This is a genomic window from Frateuria aurantia DSM 6220 (assembly GCF_000242255.2).
In the GTDB taxonomy this organism is placed as follows: Bacteria; Pseudomonadota; Gammaproteobacteria; order Xanthomonadales; family Rhodanobacteraceae; genus Frateuria; species Frateuria aurantia.
Window position 1 is genome coordinate 1,987,395 of record NC_017033.1, and the last position, 22,414, is coordinate 2,009,808.

16 protein-coding genes are annotated in these 22,414 nt (G+C 64.2%); 4 read left to right on the forward strand and 12 right to left on the reverse strand.

The window, feature by feature from the left end; genetic code table 11:
• Positions 1–2: 2 nt before the first annotated feature.
• Positions 3–809: a 5'/3'-nucleotidase SurE gene (surE, locus tag FRAAU_RS09270; RefSeq protein ID WP_014403270.1), complete on the reverse strand. Its 807-nt coding sequence runs from the start codon at positions 807–809 to the stop codon at positions 3–5.
• Positions 810–981: 172 nt separating this feature from the next.
• Between surE and FRAAU_RS09275 the strand changes: the two genes are divergently transcribed.
• Positions 982–1,533, forward strand: a complete 552-nt coding sequence (locus FRAAU_RS09275; protein WP_014403271.1) for a Smr/MutS family protein — start codon at positions 982–984, stop codon at positions 1,531–1,533.
• 189 nt (positions 1,534–1,722) lie between these two features.
• Here FRAAU_RS09275 and truD read toward each other — a convergent pair whose 3' ends face one another.
• From truD to pyrG, 9 genes are all read right to left on the reverse strand, one after another.
• A complete protein-coding gene (gene truD, locus FRAAU_RS09280; RefSeq protein WP_014403272.1) occupies positions 1,723–2,748 on the reverse strand; it encodes a tRNA pseudouridine(13) synthase TruD in 1,026 nt (341 codons plus the stop codon).
• Positions 2,749–2,791: 43 nt separating this feature from the next.
• Positions 2,792–4,225, reverse strand: a complete 1,434-nt coding sequence (gene mgtE / locus FRAAU_RS09285; RefSeq protein ID WP_014403273.1) for a magnesium transporter — start codon at positions 4,223–4,225, stop codon at positions 2,792–2,794.
• Entirely contained in the window at positions 4,222–4,731 is a 510-nt protein-coding gene (gene ispF, locus FRAAU_RS09290) for a 2-C-methyl-D-erythritol 2,4-cyclodiphosphate synthase (RefSeq protein ID WP_014403274.1), read from the reverse strand. Before ispF ends, mgtE begins: the two co-directional genes overlap by 4 nt.
• 142 nt (positions 4,732–4,873) lie before the next feature.
• Positions 4,874–5,566 (reverse strand): 2-C-methyl-D-erythritol 4-phosphate cytidylyltransferase, encoded by a 693-nt coding sequence (gene ispD, locus FRAAU_RS09295; protein ID WP_014403275.1) that lies wholly within the window; start codon positions 5,564–5,566, stop codon positions 4,874–4,876.
• Position 5,567: 1 nt separating this feature from the next.
• Positions 5,568–5,885 carry a cell division protein FtsB gene (gene ftsB, locus FRAAU_RS09300; protein ID WP_014403276.1) on the reverse strand — a complete coding sequence of 106 codons (318 nt, stop codon included), beginning with the start codon at positions 5,883–5,885 and terminating at the stop codon, positions 5,568–5,570.
• 23 nt (positions 5,886–5,908) lie between these two features.
• Positions 5,909–7,207 carry a phosphopyruvate hydratase gene (gene eno, locus FRAAU_RS09305; protein WP_014403277.1) on the reverse strand — a complete coding sequence of 433 codons (1,299 nt, stop codon included), beginning with the start codon at positions 7,205–7,207 and terminating at the stop codon, positions 5,909–5,911.
• A 90-nt stretch (positions 7,208–7,297) separates the two neighbouring features.
• On the reverse strand, positions 7,298–7,942 hold the full coding sequence (locus FRAAU_RS09310) for a hypothetical protein (RefSeq protein WP_156803391.1): 645 nt from the start codon (positions 7,940–7,942) through the stop codon (positions 7,298–7,300).
• Entirely contained in the window at positions 7,939–8,772 is an 834-nt protein-coding gene (kdsA, locus tag FRAAU_RS09315) for a 3-deoxy-8-phosphooctulonate synthase (RefSeq protein WP_014403279.1), read from the reverse strand. Before kdsA ends, FRAAU_RS09310 begins: the two co-directional genes overlap by 4 nt.
• Complete coding sequence (pyrG, locus tag FRAAU_RS09320; protein ID WP_014403280.1) at positions 8,769–10,442, reverse strand: CTP synthase; 1,674 nt, start codon at positions 10,440–10,442, stop codon at positions 8,769–8,771. The genes kdsA and pyrG overlap by 4 nt, the downstream gene beginning before the upstream one ends.
• A 167-nt stretch (positions 10,443–10,609) precedes the next feature.
• On the opposite strand from pyrG, the gene FRAAU_RS09325 reads away from it, so the two are divergent.
• Positions 10,610–12,439, forward strand: a complete 1,830-nt coding sequence (locus FRAAU_RS09325; RefSeq protein WP_014403281.1) for an aminopeptidase P family protein — start codon at positions 10,610–10,612, stop codon at positions 12,437–12,439.
• A gap of 203 nt (positions 12,440–12,642) precedes the next feature.
• A complete protein-coding gene (parE, locus tag FRAAU_RS09330; protein ID WP_014403282.1) occupies positions 12,643–14,532 on the forward strand; it encodes a DNA topoisomerase IV subunit B in 1,890 nt (629 codons plus the stop codon).
• Positions 14,533–14,984: 452 nt separating this feature from the next.
• Here the strand turns inward: parE and FRAAU_RS09335 are convergent, their stop codons facing one another.
• Complete coding sequence (locus FRAAU_RS09335; RefSeq protein ID WP_014403283.1) at positions 14,985–15,746, reverse strand: NAD kinase; 762 nt, start codon at positions 15,744–15,746, stop codon at positions 14,985–14,987.
• A gap of 70 nt (positions 15,747–15,816) precedes the next feature.
• The gene (locus tag FRAAU_RS09340; protein ID WP_014403284.1) at positions 15,817–20,733 is read right to left on the reverse strand and encodes an NAD-glutamate dehydrogenase; all 4,917 of its coding nucleotides are present in this window, start codon (positions 20,731–20,733) and stop codon (positions 15,817–15,819) included.
• A 482-nt stretch (positions 20,734–21,215) separates the two neighbouring features.
• Here FRAAU_RS09340 and FRAAU_RS09345 point away from each other — a divergent pair, with 482 nt between their 5' ends.
• Entirely contained in the window at positions 21,216–22,412 is a 1,197-nt protein-coding gene (locus FRAAU_RS09345) for an efflux RND transporter periplasmic adaptor subunit (protein WP_014403285.1), read from the forward strand.
• Positions 22,413–22,414 lie beyond the last annotated feature (2 nt).

Here is a 22,414-nt window from a genome sequence, read left to right on the forward strand (position 1 = left end):
GCTCAGGCCGCCTCGCCCTGATCGCGACGAACCGATGCACCATGCGCCGTGCCGGCATCCAGGTCTTTGATCCAATGACTGACCTTGTCCAGCGCCTGATAGCGGGTCAAATCGACATGGATTGGAGTGATGGATACATAACCACGCCTGACAGCGTCGAAGTCCGTCCCCGGACCGGCATCGTCCACCTCGCCCGAAGGGCCGATCCACCAGATGGTCTTGCCCCGCGGGTCACTCCCGGGAATGCAGGGTGCCGAACGACGACGCCGGCCCAGCCGGGTCACTTCGAAGCCCTGGATCTGCTCCCAGGGCAGGTCCGGTACATTGACATTGAGGATGGTGTCGGCCGGCAGCGGATCCACCAGCAACTTGCGCATCAGACTGAGCACCGCCGTGGCGGCCGACTGGAAATGCTCGCCTCGGTGATCCCGGCTGACCAGAGAAACCGCGATGGCCGGCAGGCCCAGAAAACGCCCTTCCATCGCCGCCGAGACGGTGCCGGAGTAGATGACGTCATCGCCGAGATTGGCCGAGTTGTTGATACCCGATACCACGATATCAGGTTCTTCCTGCAACAAACCGGCAAGGGCCAGATGCACGCAGTCGGTAGGCGTGCCGACCACCCGATGAAAGCCGTTGGGCATGGTCGACACGCGGATCGGCACATCAAGGGTCAAGGAGTTGCTCGCCCCGGAACGGTCGCGATCAGGCGCCACCACGGTGACCTCGCCCACTTCAGCCAGCCGTCTGGCCAAGACATGAATGCCTTCGGCATCCACCCCGTCATCATTGCTTACCAATACTCGCATCGTACCTGCGTCCTGGCGCGGTTCGGCGCCTGCCATTCAAAATCCCGATCCGGCACCGGCTGAGGCGCCAGGCGTCGGAATGCGTCCTGAAGCATACCTGACCCGATCGCCGCTTTCACAACACCCGCGTCGCAAAAACTCGGTTGGCGGCCAATTGGGCTAGGATACGCCGATGAAATCCCGTCGCAGCCCGAGCATCAGTGAAGCTGATGTCCAGATCTTCCGCGAAACCGTCGGAGCGGTCCGTCCGCTGCGCCGTGGCGACATGAATCCCCTGCCCCGCCCGCGGCCTCGGCCGGCACGACTTCGCGGCCCCCTGCGCGAGCCGCTGCCGCTGGACGAGTTGCTGGGTCCCGGGTCGGCGGCCGCTCATGAACGGCTGGACGGTCCGTTGCAGTTCCTGCTGCCCGGACTGGAGATGGTGACCCTGCGTCGCCTGAAGCGTGGCGCCTGGCTGCCGCAGGATGAACTGGATCTGCATCATATGACGGCCGCCCATGCCAGGGTGGCCTTGCTGGGTTTTCTGGAAGAGTCCTGTCACGCCGGCTTTCGCTGCGTGCGGGTGATCCATGGCAAGGGACTGGGCTCATCCATGGGCGGGCCGGTACTCAAGCTGCTGGCCGATCAGCTGCTGCGCGGCCACGACCAGGTGCTGGCCTTCGCCTCGGCCCGTCCCGAGCAAGGCGGCAACGGGGCGATGCTGGTGCTTTTGCGTCGCCAATAACCGGGAGCGTAACCTCAGCCTGCCGTTGATCGTGACCTCCCGGCCCCCGCATTCTCGGCATGCCGCCCGCAGGTGGTATCGAAACCGCGACTGTGCCTCATCATCCAGCTGGACACCGATTCCGAGACGGCAGGCCGGGGCGGATGATGCCGCCCGCCCCAACGGTTGCCCTCGGCTGTCGGGTGCCGCTCAATGACCGATCAGCTCGCGGACCACGGTGGTTGCATAGGCGCCCGCCGGCAGTTCGAACTGCAGCTCCAGCGTGGCCGGATCCAGCCAGCGCCACTGCAGATCACCGGGAATCAGTCGCAAGGCCCGACGGTCCTGATCCATGCGGGCATCGACCAGGCCCTGAGCCAGATCTTCGTATTCCGCCGCCACGTCGCGCTCCAGCGCGCCGGCCAGCTCCGCCGAAGGACAGTCACCCTGCCCCCAGAGCGGACCGGAGGGGTGGATGTCGCCGCGCCCCAGCCGTTCGACCAGGGTCGCATCCGGGTTCTCCGGTCCGAACCACGAGCGCGATCCGGCCAATGACCAGATCTCGCCATCCATGCCGGTCGCCCAGTTGCCCTGCTCGACCCGGCGAGCCAGCACGGCATTGAAGATCTGCGAGCGAGCGGCCGACAACAGAAACCCGCGGGTATCACGGTCGACGCGCCGGCCGGCAAACATCGCGCGAGCCTTGGCCACGTTGCCGCCTTCGCGACCGAAGCGCTGCTCGCCGAAATAATTCGGTACACCCTGGCTGGCTATCTTCGCCAGCACGGCTTCCGCCGCCTGCGGATCGCCCTGCACTTCCCGCAATACCAGCACAAAGCGGTTGCCACGCAGTGCGCCGCGCTTCATCTTGCGACGATGGCGCACCGCCTCGAGAATCTTCACATCCGGGTTTGGAAACGCTGACCAGTCCGGATCGGGCTTGCCGGCCAGTTGCAGCGATATCCGCTGGGTAGTCACGGCATGGCGATCCTTGAGCCCCGCATAACCGATACCCACCGACGGCACCCCGGCAAAACGCCCCAGCTCACGGGCCAGACCGTCCGTGGTCAGTCCCTTTTTTTCCACGTGCAGCAGCACATGCTCGCCTTCGCCGTCGGCTTCATAGCCGAGAATTTCGTCGACCCGGAAATCTTCCGGTCGACTCTTCAACAGCCCTCGCAGCGGCGGCGAGCCATAGGCCCAGGGCAGCTCGGTGACGGTAGGGGTATCGTTCATTGCGACCTCATCGCGGACATGTCCGTCAGGCCGGCGCGCCTGCTCACATCAGGAACAGCGTCGCCAGACCCAGAAAAATAAAAAAACCGCCGCTGTCAGTCAGCGCGGTGATCAAGACGCTGGAGCCCAGGGCCGGGTCACGACCCCATCGGGCCATCAGCATCGGAATGCCGACGCCGGCAAAGGCCGCCAGCAGCAGATTCAGCGTCATGGCCGCCGTCATGACCAGACCCAGCGCCGGATTGCGGTACAGCCCCCAGGCGACCAGCCCGATGACACCACCCCAAACCACGCCATTGACCAAGGCGACCTTCAGCTCCTTGCCCCACAACCGACGCAATTGCCCGGGCGTGATCTGGTCCAGCGCCAGGGCACGCACGATCATGGTGATGGTCTGATTGCCGGAATTGCCGCCGATGCCAGCCACGATGGGCATCAGGGTCGCCAGCGCGACCAGCTTTTCGATGGCCCCTTCGAACAGCCCGATCACACGCGAAGCGATAAAGGCGGTGACCAAGTTGACGGCCAGCCAGGCCCAGCGATTCTGCACCGATTTCCAGACCGAGGCGAAGATATCCTCTTCCTCGCGCAGACCGCCCCGATTGCGAGCCTCGCTTTCACCCTCGGCACGAATCACGTCGACGATGGCATCCACGGTCAGCCGTCCGACCAGACGACCGGTGGCATCCACGACCGGAGCCGAAATCAGGTCGTAGCGCTCGAAGGCCTGAGCGACATCGTAGATGTCATCTTCAGCGCGAAAGGTATTCACGTCCAGGGCCATCACCGCATTGACGATCTGGCCGGGGTCGCCCAGCAGCAGACGCTCCAGCGACAGCACGCCGGTCAGTACGCGGGAACGATTGACGATAAACAGCTTGTCGGTCTGTGACGGCAAGGCTTCGAGCTTGCGCAACTCGGCCAAGGCCTCGCCCAGACTCAGCTGCTCGCCGATGGCAACCATCTCGAATTCCATCAGCGCGCCGACCTGATCATCCCGATAGGACAGCGCCGCCTGGACCTGCTGACGCTCATCGACGTCCAGGCTGGCCATCAGCTCGGGCAGCACCGCCTCCGGCAGGTCTTCGACCAGATCGGCCAGCTCGTCGGCATCCAGCGGCTCCACCGCCTCCAGGATCTCTGACCGGTCCATATCCGCAATCAGTGATTCACGGACCGCATCCGTCACTTCCAGCAGAATCTCGCCATCCTGCCCGGCCGGCACCTGCTGCCAGACCAGCCGCCGCTGCTCCAGCGGCAGCCGCTCCAGTACATAGGCCACATCCGCCGGATGCCAACCGGCCATCACCTGATGCAGCGCGTCTGCCTGCTCGTCGGCGACAGACGAAGCTGCCGCCTCCGCTGACATATCGCGAGGCGAGATCGGCGAGGGGTGGCTGCGCAGCACCTTCTGGACTGCCGCCAGCCTGAGCAGACGGCGGGCGCCTGCACCATGACTGTCGGCAGCCGGAATCACAGGCGCTCGATCAGCACCGCCGCTTCCGCGGCAATGCCTTCGCCGCGACCGCAGAAGCCCAGCTTTTCGGTGGTGGTCGCCTTGACACTGATCTGACCGATATCGACCCCCAGATCCTCAGCCAGCACTTCACGCATGGCCTGCACATGCGGCCCCACCTTGGGCGCCTCGCAGATCACCGTGATATCGGCATTGCCCAGCGTATAGCCCTGCTCCTGCATCAGACTGCGCGCATGGCGAAGAAACTGGCGGCTGTCGGCACCACGCCAGCGCTCGTCGGAAGGTGGAAAATGGCGACCGATATCACCCAGCGCCAGCGCACCCAGCAACGCATCGCACAGCGCATGGATCACCACATCGCCGTCCGAATGGGCGAGGATGCCCTTGCTGTGCGGAATCCGCAGTCCGGCCATGGTCACGAAATCGCCCTCGGTGAAGGCATGGACGTCAAAGCCGGTACCGACCCGAAAGGCCGGACGACGCGATGTGGGTGATGATGAGCTCATGCAAAACTACTCCGGAAAAACCGCAGCCCGCGCCTGGCGGCCTGCAACAACCGCAGCCGACATATCGGCACGGCAACTGTAGCCTCGTCTCGTGACAACCGCGGGAAGACCACCCCGCCATCCTCAGCGCGACACCGCGCGGTCATTGGACCGCGCGGGACAATATGAATTCGGCCAGGGCGAAATCCGCCTGTGTGGTCACCTTGAGATTGTCCTCGGCACCTTCCACCAGCAGCGGCCGGACACCTGCGCGCTCCATCGCCATCGCCTCGTCACTGACGACCACACCATCGGCACGGGCCTGGCGCAAGGCCTGGATCAGCGCCTGACGGCGAAACATCTGCGGCGTGAAGGCACGCCAGCGACCGTCGCGTGGCTCGGTCTCCAGCGAATGGCTCTGGTCATCGGCGCGCTTGAGGGTATCGCGCAGGGGCGCACCCAGCAGGCCGCCCTCGAAGCGGGAAGCCTGCTCGATCAATCGGCTGATATCGACATGGCGGACACACGGCCGCGCCGCATCGTGGACCAGCACAAAGTCGGTGGCGGCCACTTCCGGCGGCAGGCCATCCAGCCCGGCCAGCACCGAATCATAGCGCTCCAGACCACCATCGGCCGTTCTTACCGGCTTGCCGGCCACCTCGGTCAGGCCGGGCCAATGCGGGTCGCCGGCAGCAAGCGTGACAACCAGACCGGCAATGGCGGGATGCGTGGCCAGTCGCTCCAGGGTCAGTTGCAGCAGACTGCGGCCGGCAATCGGCAAATATTGCTTGGGCAACGGCCCGCCTACGCGGGTACCCTTGCCGGCGGCGGGTACCACGCACCAGATGGATTGCATATCAGTTATTCATTCCCTGGGTGGGGGCCGCGGAATTTCCGCCAGCCGGATCCACCACTTGATAAAACACCTCGCCAGGCTTGATCAGCCCCAATTCGCCGCGCGCACGCGCCTCGATGGCCTGATCGCCGCTCTTGAGGTCCTCGACGTCGGCGCCCAGCGCCTGATTGCGTTGCAACAGCTGGGCGTTCTGGTCGGTCAGCTCGGCCACCGAGCTGCGGCGCGCCTGCAACTGCCGCAAGGCCCCGTGCCCGCCCCACAGTTTGAACTGAAGGGCAAGCAGGACGAGCAGCAGAATGAGGAAGGTGATCCGCAGCATGAATTAGGCTCGCAAACGCCGGATCAACCCGGCAACTGACCCAGGTTCGGGAAGGCCTGGCGACCGGCATAGCGAGCCTGGCTTCCCAGGGCCTCTTCGATCCGCAGCAGCTGGTTGTATTTGGCCACGCGGTCACTGCGGCACAGCGAACCGGTCTTGATCTGGGTCGCCGTGGTCGCCACCGCGATATCGGCGATGGTGGTGTCTTCGGTCTCGCCCGAACGATGCGAGATAATGGCCGCGTAGCGCGCAGTATCGGCCATCGCGATGGCTTCCAGGGTCTCGGACAGGGTGCCGATCTGGTTGACCTTGATCAGGATGGCATTGGCGATGTGCTTGTCGATGCCTTCGCGGAAAATGGCCGGATTGGTCACGAACAAGTCATCACCGACCAACTGGACCTTGTCACCCAGCTGCTCGGTCAGATGCTTCCAGCCGGCCCAGTCACCTTCGGCCAGACCATCCTCGATGCTGACGATGGGATACTGGCGAACCCAGTCGGCCAGCAGTTCGGTGAACTGCTCGGAACTGAAGCGGCGACCTTCGCCATCGAGATGGTACTCGCCGTTCTTGTAGAATTCGGAACTGGCCACGTCCAGGCCCAGCAGGATTTCGCTGCCCACCTTGTAACCGGCCTTGCTGATGGCAGCCAGAATGGTATCCAGCGCTTCGGCATTGGAACGCAGATTGGGCGCAAAGCCGCCCTCGTCGCCCACGGCCGTGTTGTGGCCGCTGGCCTTGAGCACGCTCTTCAAGGCGTGGAAGATCTCGGTACCGGCACGCAACGCTTCGGAAAAGCTGGGCAGCCCCACCGGCAGTATCATGAATTCCTGCACGTCGATATTGTTGTCGGCATGGGCGCCGCCATTGATGATGTTCATCATCGGTACCGGCAGCGCACCCGGCTTGCCCTGCGACAGATACTGCCACAAGGCCTCGCCACGCTGGGCCGCGACGGCACGGGCGGCGGCCATCGAAACACCCAGCAAGGCGTTGGCGCCAAGCCGGCCTTTGTTGGGCGTACCGTCAAGCTCGATCAACTGCCGGTCCAGTCCGGACTGGTCAGCGGCATCCCGGCCTTGCAAGGCCTTGGCGATTTCGCCATTGACGTGACCAACGGCCTGCAGCACCCCCTTGCCCAGGTAACGGGACTTGTCACCGTCGCGCAATTCGACCGCCTCACGCGAACCAGTGGAGGCACCACTGGGCACGGCGGCACGACCGAAGCCGCCGCCCGCCAAGGTGATTTCGGCTTCCAGCGTGGGGTTGCCGCGGGAATCCAGGATTTCGCGGGCATGTATGTTGGTGATTTCAGTGCTCATCGCTACTCCATCCGTTCTGTAGGTCACAAAAGCCACCATGGGTGCACCGGGTACCGGTATGGCCCGCCACCCGCACCGCCTGAAGTCATTTCAGTGCAGCGCCTTGGTCAGCAGCGAATGGTAGCCGGAATCCAGCGGACATGCAGGCCCGGCGACCAGGGCCAGGTCATAACGGGCCAAGGCCTTGCGGGCCAGCATCTGCCCCCATGGCAGCCCGGGGCTGTCCTGCATCAACAGCCACACCGCCTTGGATGCCAGCTCGGCCTTGGCCTCCAGCGGCGCCTGCGCCGGGAGCATCGGCAAGGCATCACCGAGCAGCCGGCGTGCTTCACCGATGACCTGGGCATCTTTCTGCAACTGCACCAGATTCACGCCCAGCAGCTGGCCATTGATGCCGGCACTGGCCATGTAGCGATCCGTGCACTGCGCCAGCGGGCCGTAAGCCGCCATCAGCCGCTGCCACTCGTCGTGAGTGAAGGGGGCATAGCGTGCCGCCTCGCTGGCCGACGCGTTGACGGCTGACGGGCCGTCGTCGACCGCGGCCTGCGGGGTAGCCGCAGAGGCAGCGGGGCCCTGGGGTGGAGCCCACGACAACGAGGGCTCGGCCACCGTGGCGCCCGCCGCCGGCGCCGCTTCGATCGGCGATGCCTGATGATGCTTGTGCCAGGGCCACAGCGAGCAGCCGGACAAGCCCAGACTTGCCACCAGCATCACGGTCATCGCCGCGGACCTCAAGCGCTCTGCTCCAGAAAACCGTGACGCTTGGTGACCTGGTCGAGCTCCTGCAGGGTTTCCAGCAGCGCCTCCATCTTGTCCAGCGGCCAGGCATTCGGACCGTCCGACAAGGCCTTGGACGGATCCGGATGGGTCTCGGCAAACAGGCCGCTGATCCCGGCCGCCACCGCGGCACGGGCCAGCACCGGCACGAACTCGCGCTGGCCGCCGGAGCTGGTGCCCTGACCGCCCGGCAGCTGAACTGAATGGGTGGCATCGAACACTACCGGGCAACCGGTGTCGCGCATCGCGCTCAGCGAACGCATATCCGACACCAGGTTGTTGTAACCGAAGCTGACGCCGCGCTCACAGACCATGATGTCTTCATTGCCGACAGCCTTGGCCTTGGCGACCACATGCTTCATGTCCCACGGCGCCAGAAACTGACCCTTCTTGATGTTCACCGGCTTGCCGACGCGCGCGACGGCCTGGATGAAGTCGGTCTGCCGACACAGAAAAGCCGGGGTCTGCAGCACATCGACAACCTCGGCCACCTCGTTGAACGGGGTGTATTCGTGGACATCGGTCAGCACCGGCACACCGACCTGACGCTTGACCTCGGCCAGAATCCGCAGACCTTCTTCCATGCCCGGGCCGCGAAAGCTGTCGCCCGATGAGCGATTGGCCTTGTCGAAGCTGGACTTGAAGACAAAACGGATGCCCAGCCGGTCGGTGATTTCCTTCAAGGTGCCGGCGGTGTCGACCTGCAGCTGTTCCGACTCGATCACGCAGGGACCGGCGATCAGGAACAGCGGCTGATCAAGGCCGATCTCGAATCCGCACAGTTTCATGCGGACACGCTCGCATCGGCCAGCGACTCGGCCTCATGCACGGCCTTGAACTCGCGCGCTGCGCGCACGAAACCGGTGAACAGCGGGTGGCCCTTGCGCGGGGTCGAGGTGAATTCCGGATGGGCCTGGCAACCCAGGAACCACGGGTGCACCTGGCGCGGAAGCTCGACCACTTCGACCAGCAGATCGTCCATCGACTTGCCGGCAATCACCAGCCCCAGATCTTCGAACGACTGACGGTAGCGGTTGTTGAATTCGTAGCGATGACGATGACGCTCGCGTACCACCTCTTCGCCGTACAGCTCGCGCGACAGGGAGCCGGCCTTGAGGCGGCATTCCTGCGAACCCAGCCGCATCGTGCCGCCGAGATCGGAGTCCTCGCTGCGCTGCTCGACCGCACCGGTGGCCGAGGTCCATTCGGTGATCAAGGCGATCACCGGATCCGGCGTATCCCGATCATTTTCGCTGGAATCAGCCTCGGTGAGGCCGGCGATGTGACGGGCGAAATCGACCACCGCGGCATGCATGCCGTAGCAGATACCGAAGTACGGCACACCGTGCTCGCGGGCGTAACGGGCCGCCATCACCTTGCCCTCGAAGCCGCGCTTGCCAAAGCCGCCCGGCACCAGAATCGCGTCGGCACCGGCCAGGGTTTCGGCACTGCCTTCGGCCTCGATCTGTTCGGAGTCGACCCAGCGCAGATTGACCCGCGTGCGCTGCATGATGCCGCCGTGACGCAAAGCCTCGGCCAACGACTTGTAGGCATCCTTGTGCTCGACATACTTGCCGCAGATCGCGATGGTGACTTCGTCATCGGGATGCTGCACGGCATCGACGGTGTTCTGCCACGAGGACAGATCGGCCGGACCGGCATCCAGCCCCAGGCGCTTGACGACGATGTCATCCAGGCCCTGGGCATGCAGCCACAAGGGCTGCTGATAGATGATGTCGACATCGATGGCACTGATCACGGCCTTTTCCGGCACGTTGGTGAACAGCGCGATCTTGCGGCGCTCGCCTTCAGGCAGCGGCTGCTCGCAGCGGCACAGCAGAATATCCGGCTGGATGCCGATGGAGCGCAGTTCCTTCACCGAATGCTGGGTCGGCTTGGTCTTGATTTCGCCGGCCGCCTTGATATAAGGCACCAGAGTCAGATGCATGAACAGGCAATGCTCGGGACCGTGCTCGATCCGCAGCTGACGGATGGCTTCCAGAAACGGCAGCGACTCGATGTCACCGACGGTGCCGCCGATCTCGACCAAGGCCACGTCGAAGCCACGGGTGGCTTCGCGAATGAAATGCTTGATCTGGTCGGTGATATGCGGAATCACCTGGACGGTGGCACCCAGATAATCGCCCCGACGCTCGCGACGGATCACCGACTCGTAGATCTTGCCGGTGGTGATCGAGTTCTTGCCGGTGAGACGGGTATTGACGAAGCGCTCGTAGTGACCCAGATCCAGATCGGTTTCGGCACCGTCATCGGTGACATAGACTTCACCGTGCTGGAAGGGGCTCATCGTGCCCGGATCCACATTGATATACGGATCCAGCTTCATCATGGTGACCGAGAGTCCGCGAGCCTCGAGAATGGAGGCCAGCGACGCCGCGGCGATGCCCTTGCCCAGAGAGGACACTACACCGCCGGTGACAAAAATCAGGGGGGTCATGGATATTAGCCGTGCTTGAAATTAGGCATTTTAGCGGGTCACGCGATTTCCCGCGAGGGGGCAGCGCGTTTTCGACGCGGACCCGGGCCGCTTTATTCAGCATTTGAGACAGTGCGACGCAGCCCCTAGTATGGTGGGCCACTTCCACTGTTCAGCCCGCTGCCGCCATGTCTTCCCACACTATCCATCATAATCGCGTCCAGGCCTTGCGCCAGCGCATGCAAGCCCACCAGGTCCAGGCCTGCATCGTGCCCAGCGCCGACCCGCATTTTTCCGAGTATCTGCCCGTGCACTGGCAGGGCCGCGCCTGGCTCAGCGGTTTCACCGGCTCGGCCGGCACCTTGGTGGTCTGCGCCGATCATGCCGGGGTCTGGACCGACGGCCGTTATTTCGAACAGGCCGAGCGCGAATTGGCGGGCAGCGGCATCGAACTGATGAAACTGCGCGTCCCCCATACCGCCGAGCATATCGAATGGCTGCTGCAGCATCTCCAGCCCGGCAGCACCGTTGCCGTCGCCGCCGACAGCCTCAGCCTTGCGAGCCGGCAGCGGCTGGAACGGCAACTGGCTGATCACGGCCTGCAACTGCGCACCGACCTGGATCTGCCCGCCGAAATCTGGAACGACCGTCCCGCCCTGCCGGACGCGCCGATCTTTCTCCACGACATGAGCTATGCCGGCAGCTCACGTGGCGAGAAGATTTCGCGCATCCGGGACGTCATGCAGCAGCATGGGGCCAGCCACCATCTGGTCTCCAGCCTGGATGACATCGCCTGGATCACCAACTTGCGCGGCAGTGACGTCGAGTGCAATCCGGTCTTTCTGGCCCACCTGCTGATCAGCGACCAGGGTCAGTCCGTTCTGTGCACCGATATGAGTCGTGTCGCACCGGAGATTGCCGCCGAACTGCGACAGGACGGCATCGCGCTGGCCGACTATGCGGCCATCCACGATCACCTCGCAGCACTGCCTGCCGATGCAGTCCTTATGCTGAGTGCCGCCCATACCGCCTGCTCGGTGGCCGCCGCGATACCGGCAACGGTTCGCCAAGTGCACGAAACCCTCCCGAGCACCTTGTTCAAGGCCATCAAGTCCGACCACGAGCTGGCGCATATCCGCGAAACCATGCGCCAGGACGGCGCTGCCCTGGTCCGCGGCGCCAAGCAGCTGCTGGACCGGTTGGCCGAAGGGGAAGCTTTGAGCGAACTGGATGTGGCCGACATCTTCCTGCAGGCCCGCGCCGAGCGGCCGGGCTTTGTAGGCATCAGTTTCGACACCATTGCCGGTTACCAGGCCAACGGCGCCTTGCCGCATTACCGGGCCACGCCCGAGCTGCATGCCAAGCTGAAGCCCGAGGGCCTGCTGCTAGTGGACTCTGGCGGCCAGTATCTGGGCGGCACCACCGACATCACCCGGATGTGGGCCCTGGGGCCCCTGACCGACCAGCAGCGCAGCGATTCCACCCTGGTCCTGAAAGGCCTGATCGGCCTCAGCCGGGCCCGCTTTCCCAAGGGCGCCAGCGGCCCGCAACTGGATGCCTTGGCGCGGGCACCGCTGTGGCAGGCCGGCCTGGATTTCGGCCACGGCACCGGTCACGGCGTCGGCTATTTCCTGAACGTACACGAAGGCCCGCACGGCATCCGCCCGCCCGCCCCAGGTGGTGCCCTGGTCCCGCTGCAGGCCGGCATGATCAACTCCATCGAACCCGGCGTCTATCGACCGGGCCACTATGGCATTCGCCATGAAAATCTGGTCGTGATCAGGCCCGCCCTCAGCACCGAATTTGGCGAATTCCTTGAATTCGAGACCCTGACCCTCTGCCCGATCGATCCGGCGACGCTGGAAATCTCGATGCTGGATACCAGCGAGCGCGAGTGGCTGAATAACTACCATGCCCGGGTCCTGGAAAGTCTTTCCCCGCTGCTGCAGGCCGAGGAACGCAACTGGCTGGCCCAGCGTTGCCGCCCCGTTGACCACCGCCCTCATCCGGTGACCTGACCGCACCGGCTCAGGCGACATGCCCGGGCCGTCTGCCCCCTGCCTCGAAGGCCGACCAGTTCCCACGCCATGTGGCCATCGATCGTCCCGGGACTGCCGACAGACGAACCGACATCACCGCAAGCCCCCGCCCGTCCGGCGCTTGACCGTGACGGCAGAGGGCCGCATCCTCTCTGTCTCTTCAAGCACTGCGCCGCTGATTCATGAACAATCGTTACAACGCTGCGGATATCGAAGTCCTTTCCGGTCTCGACCCGGTCAAACGCCGTCCCGGCATGTATACCGACACCACCCGGCCCAACCATCTGGTCCAGGAAGTGGTGGACAATTCGGTGGACGAGGCCCTCGCCGGCCACGCCAACCAGATCGAGGTCACCGTCCATGCCGACGGCTCGGTCGAAGTGTCCGACAATGGCCGCGGCATGCCGGTGGACATTCATCCGGAAGAAGGCGTACCCGGCGTCGAGCTGATCCTGACCCGACTGCATGCCGGCGGCAAATTCTCCGGCAAGAACTACAATTTCTCCGGCGGTCTGCATGGCGTCGGCGTGTCGGTGGTCAATGCGCTGTCCAGCCGGGTCGAGGTCACCATCCGCCGCGACGGCCACGAATACCGCATGGCCTTTGAGCACGGTGACCGTGTCAGCGAACTGGAGATCATCGGCTCGGCGCCCAAGCGGCGCACCGGTACCCGGGTCCATTTCTGGCCGGAACCTTCCTATTTCGATTCCCCGAAAATTTCCGTTGGCCGCCTCAAGCACTTGCTGCGTGCCAAGGCCGTGCTGTGTGCCGGGCTGCGGGTGATACTCAAGGATGAAGCCGCCGGTGAAACGGAAGAGTGGTATTACGAAAACGGCTTGTCGGCCTATCTGCGCGACGCGCTGGAAGGTGCCGAGGCGATTCCGGCGGAGCTGTTCGTCCACCATGTGGCCCGCGATACCGAGGGCATGGATGTAGCCCTGACCTGGCTGCCGGAAGGCGACCTGGTTCAGGAAAGCTACGTCAATCTGATCCCCACGGCGCAGGGCGGCACCCATGTCAACGGCCTGCGCACCGGCCTGACCAATGCCATCCGCGAATTCTGTGATATCCGGAATCTGCTGCCGCGTGGCGTCAAGCTGGCCCCGGAAGATGTCTGGGAGCGGATTTCCTATGTATTGTCGGCCAAACTGCTGGATCCGCAGTTCGCCGGCCAGACCAAGGAACGCCTCTCCTCCCGCCAGGCGGCCGGCCTGGCCGAAGGCGTGATCCATGACGCCTTCAGCCTGTGGCTGAATCAGCATGTGGATCAGGGCGAGCGCATCGCCCAGCTGGCCATCGAACGCGCCAGCGCCCGCCTGAAAGCCGCCAAGCAGGTGGTCCGCAAGAAGATCACCCAGGGTCCGGCCCTGCCCGGCAAACTGGCCGACTGCAGCGCCACCGACCTGGCCCGCACCGAGCTGTTTCTGGTCGAAGGCGACTCGGCCGGCGGCAGCGCCAAGCAGGCCCGCGACAAGGACTTCCAGGCCATTCTGCCGCTGCGCGGCAAGATCCTGAATACCTGGGAGGTGGAATCCACCTCGGTACTGGCTTCCGAGGAAGTGCACAATCTGGCGATCGCCATCGGTTGCGATCCGGGCCGCGATGACCTGTCGAGCCTGCGCTACGGCAAGATCATCATTCTGGCCGATGCCGACTCCGACGGCCTGCATATCGCGACGCTGCTGTCGGCGCTGTTTCTGCGCCACTTCCCGGCCCTGGTCAGTCAAGGCCATATCTTTGTGGCGATGCCGCCGCTGTTCCGCGTCGATGTGGGCAAGCAGGTGTTTTATTGCCTGGATGAAGGTGAAAAGCAGGCTTTGCTGGAACGCATCGAGCGTGAAAAGATCCGCGGCCAGATCAACGTCACCCGCTTCAAGGGTCTGGGTGAAATGAATCCGTCCCAGTTGCGCGAATCGGCGGTGCATCCGGACACCCGGCGCCTGGTCCAGCTGACCATCGATGCCGAGGACGGCACCGCCAGGCTGATGGATATGCTGCTGGCCAAAAAACGCGCCTCCGACCGCAAGAGCTGGCTGGAAGAGAAGGGCGATCTGGCGACACTGGACGTCTGATACGCCGTACCAGGCACTGATCGAGCCGACTCCAACCCGCTCCTCAACCATGCAGGCACCGGCTGTCGATCAAGCTCGAAGCGGAACGGCGCCGATGGCAGCCCTTGCCATCGGCGCCGTTCCGCCCGATCCTCGTGACTGAAAACCCGGGACAGGATGGCGGACAGAAATTTGCCACCGATCACCGGCCCGGCGGTCCATGCCCCACCGCCGGCACGAGCGAGCCCGGCGTGACTCGCCCCCCCCCATCCGTACCTGAACGCCACCACAGACTCGCGCCCGAATTCGGCGATATCCGTGATGCCAGCGGGATGGCGAAGGCAACCGGCAAGATGTGGGCAGGACTCTCCGCAGCCGGCGAACCAGCGTAAATCAGCAGCTCCCGTCGTGACCTCGATCGCAGGCCTGTCGCGCGCGCAGACAAGGGCTGCCTCGATGCCGCCTGATGCCACTCAGTCCAGCGCGAACTGCTCGTCGAGAATCCGTTGCTCCAGATTGTGCTCGGGATCGAACATCAACTGGACACCCTCGTCTCTGGACTGCCCGATCTCGACCCGGGTCATGTCTCGCACCTCGAAGAAATCGGCTGTGATGCTGGCCGGCCGCTTGCCCGGATCCAGAATCCGCAGAGTCACTCGCGTCGCGTCCGGCAGAATCGCTCCCCGCCAGCGCCGTGGCCGGAACGGGCTGATCGGTGTCAGCGCCAGCACATTGGCACCCAGCGGCAGAATCGGACCATGGGCCGACAGGTTATAGGCCGTGGACCCGGCCGGCGTAGAGACCAGCACGCCGTCACAGACCAGAGCCGGCAGCTTGACCTCCCCGTCCAGCCCCACCTCCACATGGGCCGCCTGATTGGTCTGCCGCAACAAGGCCACTTCGTTGAAGGCCAGCGCGCGATGCTGGCGACCATGGATATCGGTGACCTGCATCGCAAGCGGATACAACCGGGTGGACTGCGCACGCCGCACCCGTTCCGGCAGATCCGACTGCTGGTAGTGGTTCATCAGAAAGCCGACATGGCCCAGTTTCATACCGTAGAACGGTATACCCAGACGCCGATAGGCATGCAGGGTGCGCAACATGAAGCCGTCGCCCCCCAGGGGCACGATCACCTCGGCCTGCTCGGGCGGCACACTGGCATAGCGTGCCACCAGGGCCTCCCGCGCTTGCTGCGCGACTTCGGTTTCGTTGGCTACAAAGGCAAGACGCATGATGGCAAATAAGTCCGGAAAAGACGGCGGCCCCGACCACAAGACCGGAACCGTCGGAAAAGCACCTGGATCAGTCGGCCGTGCGTGCCAGCAAGGCCAGCCGCCGGATCGCCACCGAGGCAATCGGATAGTCGACGGTGAGCAGGGAAATTTCGGCCAGCATCGACCGTACCAGCGACAGCGTATCATCGCTGCGCGCCAGCCAGGCCCCGGTGGGATCGGGCAACGCTGCCGCACCCTCCCAGCCCAGCACGCGCATGGCCAGGGCCCGGTGCTGCTGACTGAGTTCATCCAACAGCGATCCGCGGGCCTGGGCATGCCAGCGCCCCTCCACAGGCAGCTGCTCGATCTGGCCACGGAGCCAGTCCAGACTCAATGATTCACCGAGCCCGTAGAAAACCCGGGCCACGCGGGCAATCGGATGACCGCTGTGCTGAGCCACTTCGACCATGTCCAGCACCATCCGCAGCCGCGGCATGCGCGCCAGCCGGATGGCCAGCTTCGGCGGAATGCCACGCGCCTCCCAGTCGGCCTGCACCGTGGCGAACTGCTCCCGGGCGAACTCGCTGAGGATCTCCGGCAACTGCAGCCGCAGCTCCGAGACCCAGGGCTGATAACGCTCGACATCGACGGCAATGTCCACCAGTCCGCCGCGATTGAGCAGCCAGCGACTCATATGCCGCAGCAGGGACCAGATGATCAGGTTGGCATCCACCTGCAGCTGCTCGGGCACCTGGCCATCCAGGGCCTCGATCTCCGACCACAGCTCGCGGGCATCGAGAATTTCCCGCGCCACGGTGAAGGCCTTGGCGATGGCCGCCGAACCCTTGCCGGTATCCTCGTTCAGCCGCAGGATGAAGGTCGCCCCCATCCGGTTGATCGTCGAGTTCGTCACCGCTGTCGCAATGATTTCGCGCTTCAGGCGATGCCGCTGCATATGCTCGGCATAGCGCTCGCGCAGGGCCTGCGGAAAATAGCGGACCAGCTCGCGCGACAGGTAGGGATCTTCAGGCACGTCCGAGTCCAGCAACTGCTGATACAGCCTCAGCTTGTCGTAGGACAGCAGCACCGCCAGCTCCGGCCGGGTCAGACCACGCCCGTGGCTGCGTCGATCCTTCAGCTCCGCTTCGCTGGGCAGGAATTCCACCTGCCGATCCAGCAGCCCCTCACCCTCCAGAGTGCGGATAAAATGCGCCATCGAGCCGACGCGCCGCACCGACTGGCTTTCCATCAGACTCAAGGTCTGGTTCTGCCGGTAATTGTCCCACAGCACCAGTTCGCCGATTTCATCGGTCATCGCCGCCAGCTGGACGTTACGGTCCTCCGTAGAAAGCTCGCCACGCTGGACCGCATCGTCCAGCAGGATCTTGATGTTCACCTCGTGATCCGAGGTGTCCACGCCGGCCGAGTTGTCGATGAAGTCGGTGTTCAGCAGCACGCCGCCCAGCGCCGCCTCGATGCGGCCACGCTGCGTCAGGCCCAGATTGCCGCCCTCGCCGACCACGCGGCAGCGCAGCTGGCTGCCATCGATCCGCAGAGCGTTGTTGGCCCGGTCACCGACCTGCTCATGGCTTTCGGTGGAGGCCTTGACATAGGTGCCGATGCCGCCGTTCCACAGCAGATCGACCGGCGCCGCCAGAATCGCGCTGATCAGGGCGGTGGGTGCCAGATTGGCCGCCCCGCCTTCCAGACCCAGTGCCGCAGCGGCCTCGGCACTGACCGGAATGGTTTTCAGATGACGAGGCCATACCCCACCGCCAGCGGAAATCAGCCCCTTGTCGTAATCATCCCAGCTCGACCGGGCCAGACCGAACAGGCGCTGGCGCTCGGCGAACGAAGTCGCCGCATCGGGATCAGGATCGATGAAAATATGACGATGGTCAAAAGCCGCCAGCAGCCGGGTCTGCCCGGACAGCAACATGCCGTTGCCAAACACGTCACCCGACATGTCACCGATCCCGACACAGGTGAACGGCTGTTGCTGGCAATCCCTGCCCAAGGCACGAAAATGCCGCTTGACCGACTCCCAGGCCCCGCGTGCCGTGATGCCCATCTGCTTGTGGTCGTAACCGTTGGAGCCGCCCGAGGCGAAGGCGTCGCCCAGCCAGAATCCACGGCGCACCGAAATGGCATTGGCGATATCCGAAAAAGTCGCCGTGCCCTTGTCAGCGGCCACCACCAGGTAGGGGTCGTCGCCATCATGACGCACCACGCCCTCCGGCGGAACCAGCGCTCCCTCGACAAGATTGTCGGTGATGTCCAGCAGGCCACCGATAAAGGTCTGGTAACAGCGGATGCCTTCGGCCAGCCAGGCCTCGCGATCACTCGCCGGCGGCGACTGCTTCACATAGAAACCGCCCTTCGAGCCCACCGGCACGATCACGGTGTTCTTGACCATCTGCGCCTTGACCAGGCCCAGCACCTCAGTACGGAAATCCTCGCGCCGGTCGGACCAGCGCAGTCCGCCGCGAGCCACCGGCCCGAAGCGCAGATGAATGCCCTCGACCCGCGGCGAATACACGAAGATCTCGCGATAAGGTACCGGCCGCGGCAGTTCCGGCACCCGATGGGAATCGAACTTCAGACTCAGATGCGCGGGCGGGCCAGCCTCGCCCGACTGGAAGTAATTGACGCGCAGGGTCGCCGTCAGCAGGCTGATGTAACGACGCAGGATGCGATCGTCATCCAGGCTGTCCACCCCTTCCAGCAACTGCGACAAGGTCTGCGCCAGCAGCTCGACCTGCTCCTGGCGCGGCGCGTTCAGCAGGTCGGCCAGGCGCTCGGCCAGATCCGGCCGGGACTTCAGAAGCGACTCGGGCAGCAGGGTCTGCATTTCCATCCGCAGATCGGCACCGGCCCGCGCCAGTTCCGCCGGGCCGCGCTGCTCGCGTAGCGGATCGAAGCGCGCCAGAAAAGCCTCGATCCACAATCCGGCCACCGCCGGATAGCGATAGAATGCCGATTCCATGTACTGCTGCGAGAAGGTCACGCCGGCCTGCAGCAGATATTTGCAATAGGCGCGCAAGACCATCACCTGGCGCCAATGCAGGCGCGCCGCCAGAATCAGCCGATTGAAGCCGTCATCCTCGGCTTCGGCTCGCCAGATATGCTCGAAGGCCTCGGCAAAACGCTCGGCGACATCCTCGATCGCGAAGGCCAGCGGCGCATTCGGCTGCAATTCGAAATCCTGGATCGCCATCGCCGACGATTCGCCGCGCAGCGGGTAGAGGCGCTCGGTCAGCACCTTCATGCCCAGATTCTCCAGGATCGGCAAGGCATCTGACAAAGCAATCCCGCGACCCGCATGATAGATCTTGAAATGCGGCCGCTGATCGCCATTGGCCGGCAGATACAGCTTGCTGACCAAGTTGCGGGTGCCCGCCAGGCCATCCAGCGCCGCCAGATCGCCGACGGCATCGGCAATGGCTGTTTGCTCGCTGTAGGCGCCGGAGAGATGCCGACCAAAACGCTGAAACAGTCGCTCGCTCTCGTCATCACCGACGGACAAGCGCAGGCTGGTGCGCAATTCGTCATGCCAGCTGCGGACCAGATCCTGCAGCCGGGCTTCCAGGGCAGCAATGTCCAGCACCCGGTCTGCCGGGTCAGTGGTCTTGACGACCACGTACAATCGCGCCAGAGCTCCATCGGCCATCAGCATCGAGGAATCCAGCTCGGTGGCATTCAAGGCCTCGCGCAGGAACTCCTCGATCCGCCCGCGAACCTCGCTGCTGAAGCGGTTGCGCGGCACGAAAACCTGGCAGGAATAGAACTGGCTGAACTGGTCACGCCGCAAGAGCAAACGCGGATGGGCATGCTGCAACAGCTCCAGGATCTCCATCGCCATCGCATAGAGATCATCCTCGTTGCTCTGGAACAGCTCGTCGCGCGGCAAGGTATCCAGCGTCCGCCGCAGGGTGCGTCCGGAATACGAGCCCGGCTCCAGGCCCGAGCGACGCAATACGCCCTCGACCCGCTGGCGCACGAGGGGCACGTCCTGCGGACGCAAGAGATAGGTCCGCGAAGACAGCAGACCAAGGAAACGCTGCTCGCCGACGGCATGGCCCTGGGCATCGAACTTGACCACAGCGATATAGTCCATGTGGCCGCTGCGGTGGATCGGCGAACGGGCATTGGTGCGGGTCACGATCACCAGCTCGGGGCTGCCTTCGCCGGACAGCTGATCGATCACCCGCGGATTCAGCTGACGTGGCGGAATTTCGTGACGGCCGGCATCGGCACCCAGCAGTCCCAGACCACTGCCGGCCACCGGCACCAGCAGATCGCCGCCAGCTTCCCGGCGTACCACATATTCGCGATAGCCCAGAAACACGAAATGGTCGGCCTCCAGCCAACGCAGAAAACGCGAGGCCTCGGCGACAGCCTCCGTCCCCAGCGGCACCGGCCGCCCGGCAAGGCTGTCGGCGATCTCCAGAGCCTGACGCCGCATCGGTGCCCAGTCGGCCACCACCACACTGACATCGTGCAGGGCCGCGGCCAGTTGCTGGCACAAAAGCTCGCCGGCCTCGTCCCCAAGACTGTCGGCCAATTCGAAGTGCATAACGGACTCGGACAGGCCCTGCCCCAGAGCCAGCCGCTCTCCCGTGGCGTCGCGACAGCACTCCATCACCGGATGAATCACCGCCAGCACGTCGGTATGTGCGGCCAGATGCATGGCCACGGTATCGACCAGAAACGGCAGATCCGGGGTCACGATCTGCAGCATGCTGCGTTGCGGCCCGGCCACGACCCGCCGGATCAGCGTCTGACCGGCCTCCCGACGAGACGCGAACCGGAAAAGGTCCAGCACCAGCTCGGCCCAGGCCGCCGGAGCATGGAAGGCGCGATCGGCCTCGGAGGTTCGCTCGAAAAACTGCTGCGCGAAAAACAGCAGGCCATCTTCGCCGCTCCCCTCCCTTCCAGCTATCGCAACCACCTCGGCAAGAATCGCCTGCAAGTCCAGACCCTGGCTCAGCCGCGCCATTTGCATGGAATTATCCATCGCTATTGTGAAAGGGCGCTCAGAATACTTCATTCGTGACTCGGACTCGCCAGCCAAATAGTCATGAAGTGCACGTAACATTCATCCATGCCATGACCTGTGGCCCTGTCATCAAGAGGCTGGACGCTGCTATTGTTCAAATACTATACTGATTAGTATAGTCGCGCAGATGCCGCCGCATGAGCCAGTCCGGACCCGTCGCAAGCACGCAGGGTCACTGCCGGAACCAGCCTCCATGCTGGTCGGTCCTGCTGTGCCGGGACGGTCATTGCCGAGGCCGTTGATTTCGGTCTATGTTCGTGAACGGCGCAGCATGCTTGCGGGATTTTGGCGTTGTATCGAAAGATTCCGCAAGTCAGGCACCATGCTCGACAGATTCAATGGTTTCCATCGTTTCCACGCTGACAGGGCGCGCGACTGCTGATCGCCCTGCGGCCACCAAGAAATTTCAACGTATGAACGGAGCTCGTATGAAGCCAACTTCGCTGCACATGCCGCTGCTGTGCCTGGGTCTCGTCGCACTGGCCGGTTGCGGCAAAAGCGAAGCGCCCCCGCAGCAGGCTCCCGCCGATGTCACCACGGTGACCCTGCATCCCACCGATGCTCCGGTGATCCAGCATCTGCAGGGCCGCCTGTCAGCCTATCGTACCGCCGACGTGCGTGCCCGCATCGCCGGCGTGCTGCTCAAGCGCACCTACAAGGAAGGCACGGACGTCAAGCAAGGGCAGCTGCTCTACCAGATCGATCCGGCGCCCTACCGTGCGACCCTGAATACCGATCTGGGCCAGTTGGCTCAGGCCAAGGCCAGCTACTTCAATTATCACAGCATCGCCAATCGCTACCGTCAGCTGATCGGTCAGCACTATATTTCGCAACAGGACCTGGATACGGCCGAAGCGAATGAGCGCAACGCCGATGCCGCCGTCACCGCCGCCCAGGCCACGGTGGACAATGCCCGCATCCAGCTGGACTGGACCAGCGTCCGCGCGCCGATTTCCGGCCGCGCCGAACAGCAGCAGTTCACCGAAGGTGCCATGGTCGGTTCCAGCGGGGCCGACACCGGCGCGGGTGGCACCCTGCTGACCACGGTCGACCAGATCGACCCGCTGTATGTGAACTTCAATATCGCGGTCACCGATCTGAACCGTCTGCAGATGGGACAGGCGACCGGCTCGGTGACGCTTGACCAGCAACAGCAGACCCATGTTCGCCTGACCCTGCCGGACGGCACGCCGATTCCGCAGGAGGCGACGCTGGACTTTTCCTCGGTGCTGACCGACGCCACCACGGGCGCCGTGACCTTGCGCGCCACGCTGCCCAACCCGCAGCGGCTGTTCTACCCTGGCCAGTACGTGGCCCTGGCCGCCGGCCTGGGCACCTTGCACCATGTATTCGTGGTCCCTCAGGCCGCCCTGCAGCGCGACACGCGCGGCGCTTACGTGCTGGTCATCGACAGCAACAACAAGGTCGTCCGCAAGGATGTGAACAGCGACTCGCTGACCGATGCCGGCTGGATCGTGGCCAAGGGCCTGAATGATGGCGACCGTGTCGTCGTCGATGGCATCCAGCTGGCCATGCCCGGCAGCACCGTCAAGCCCCACGAGGCCAAACCCGCCAGCAGCGGCAGCGCGCCGGCCCAGCAGACTTCGCCCTCCGCACAGTCGTAAGG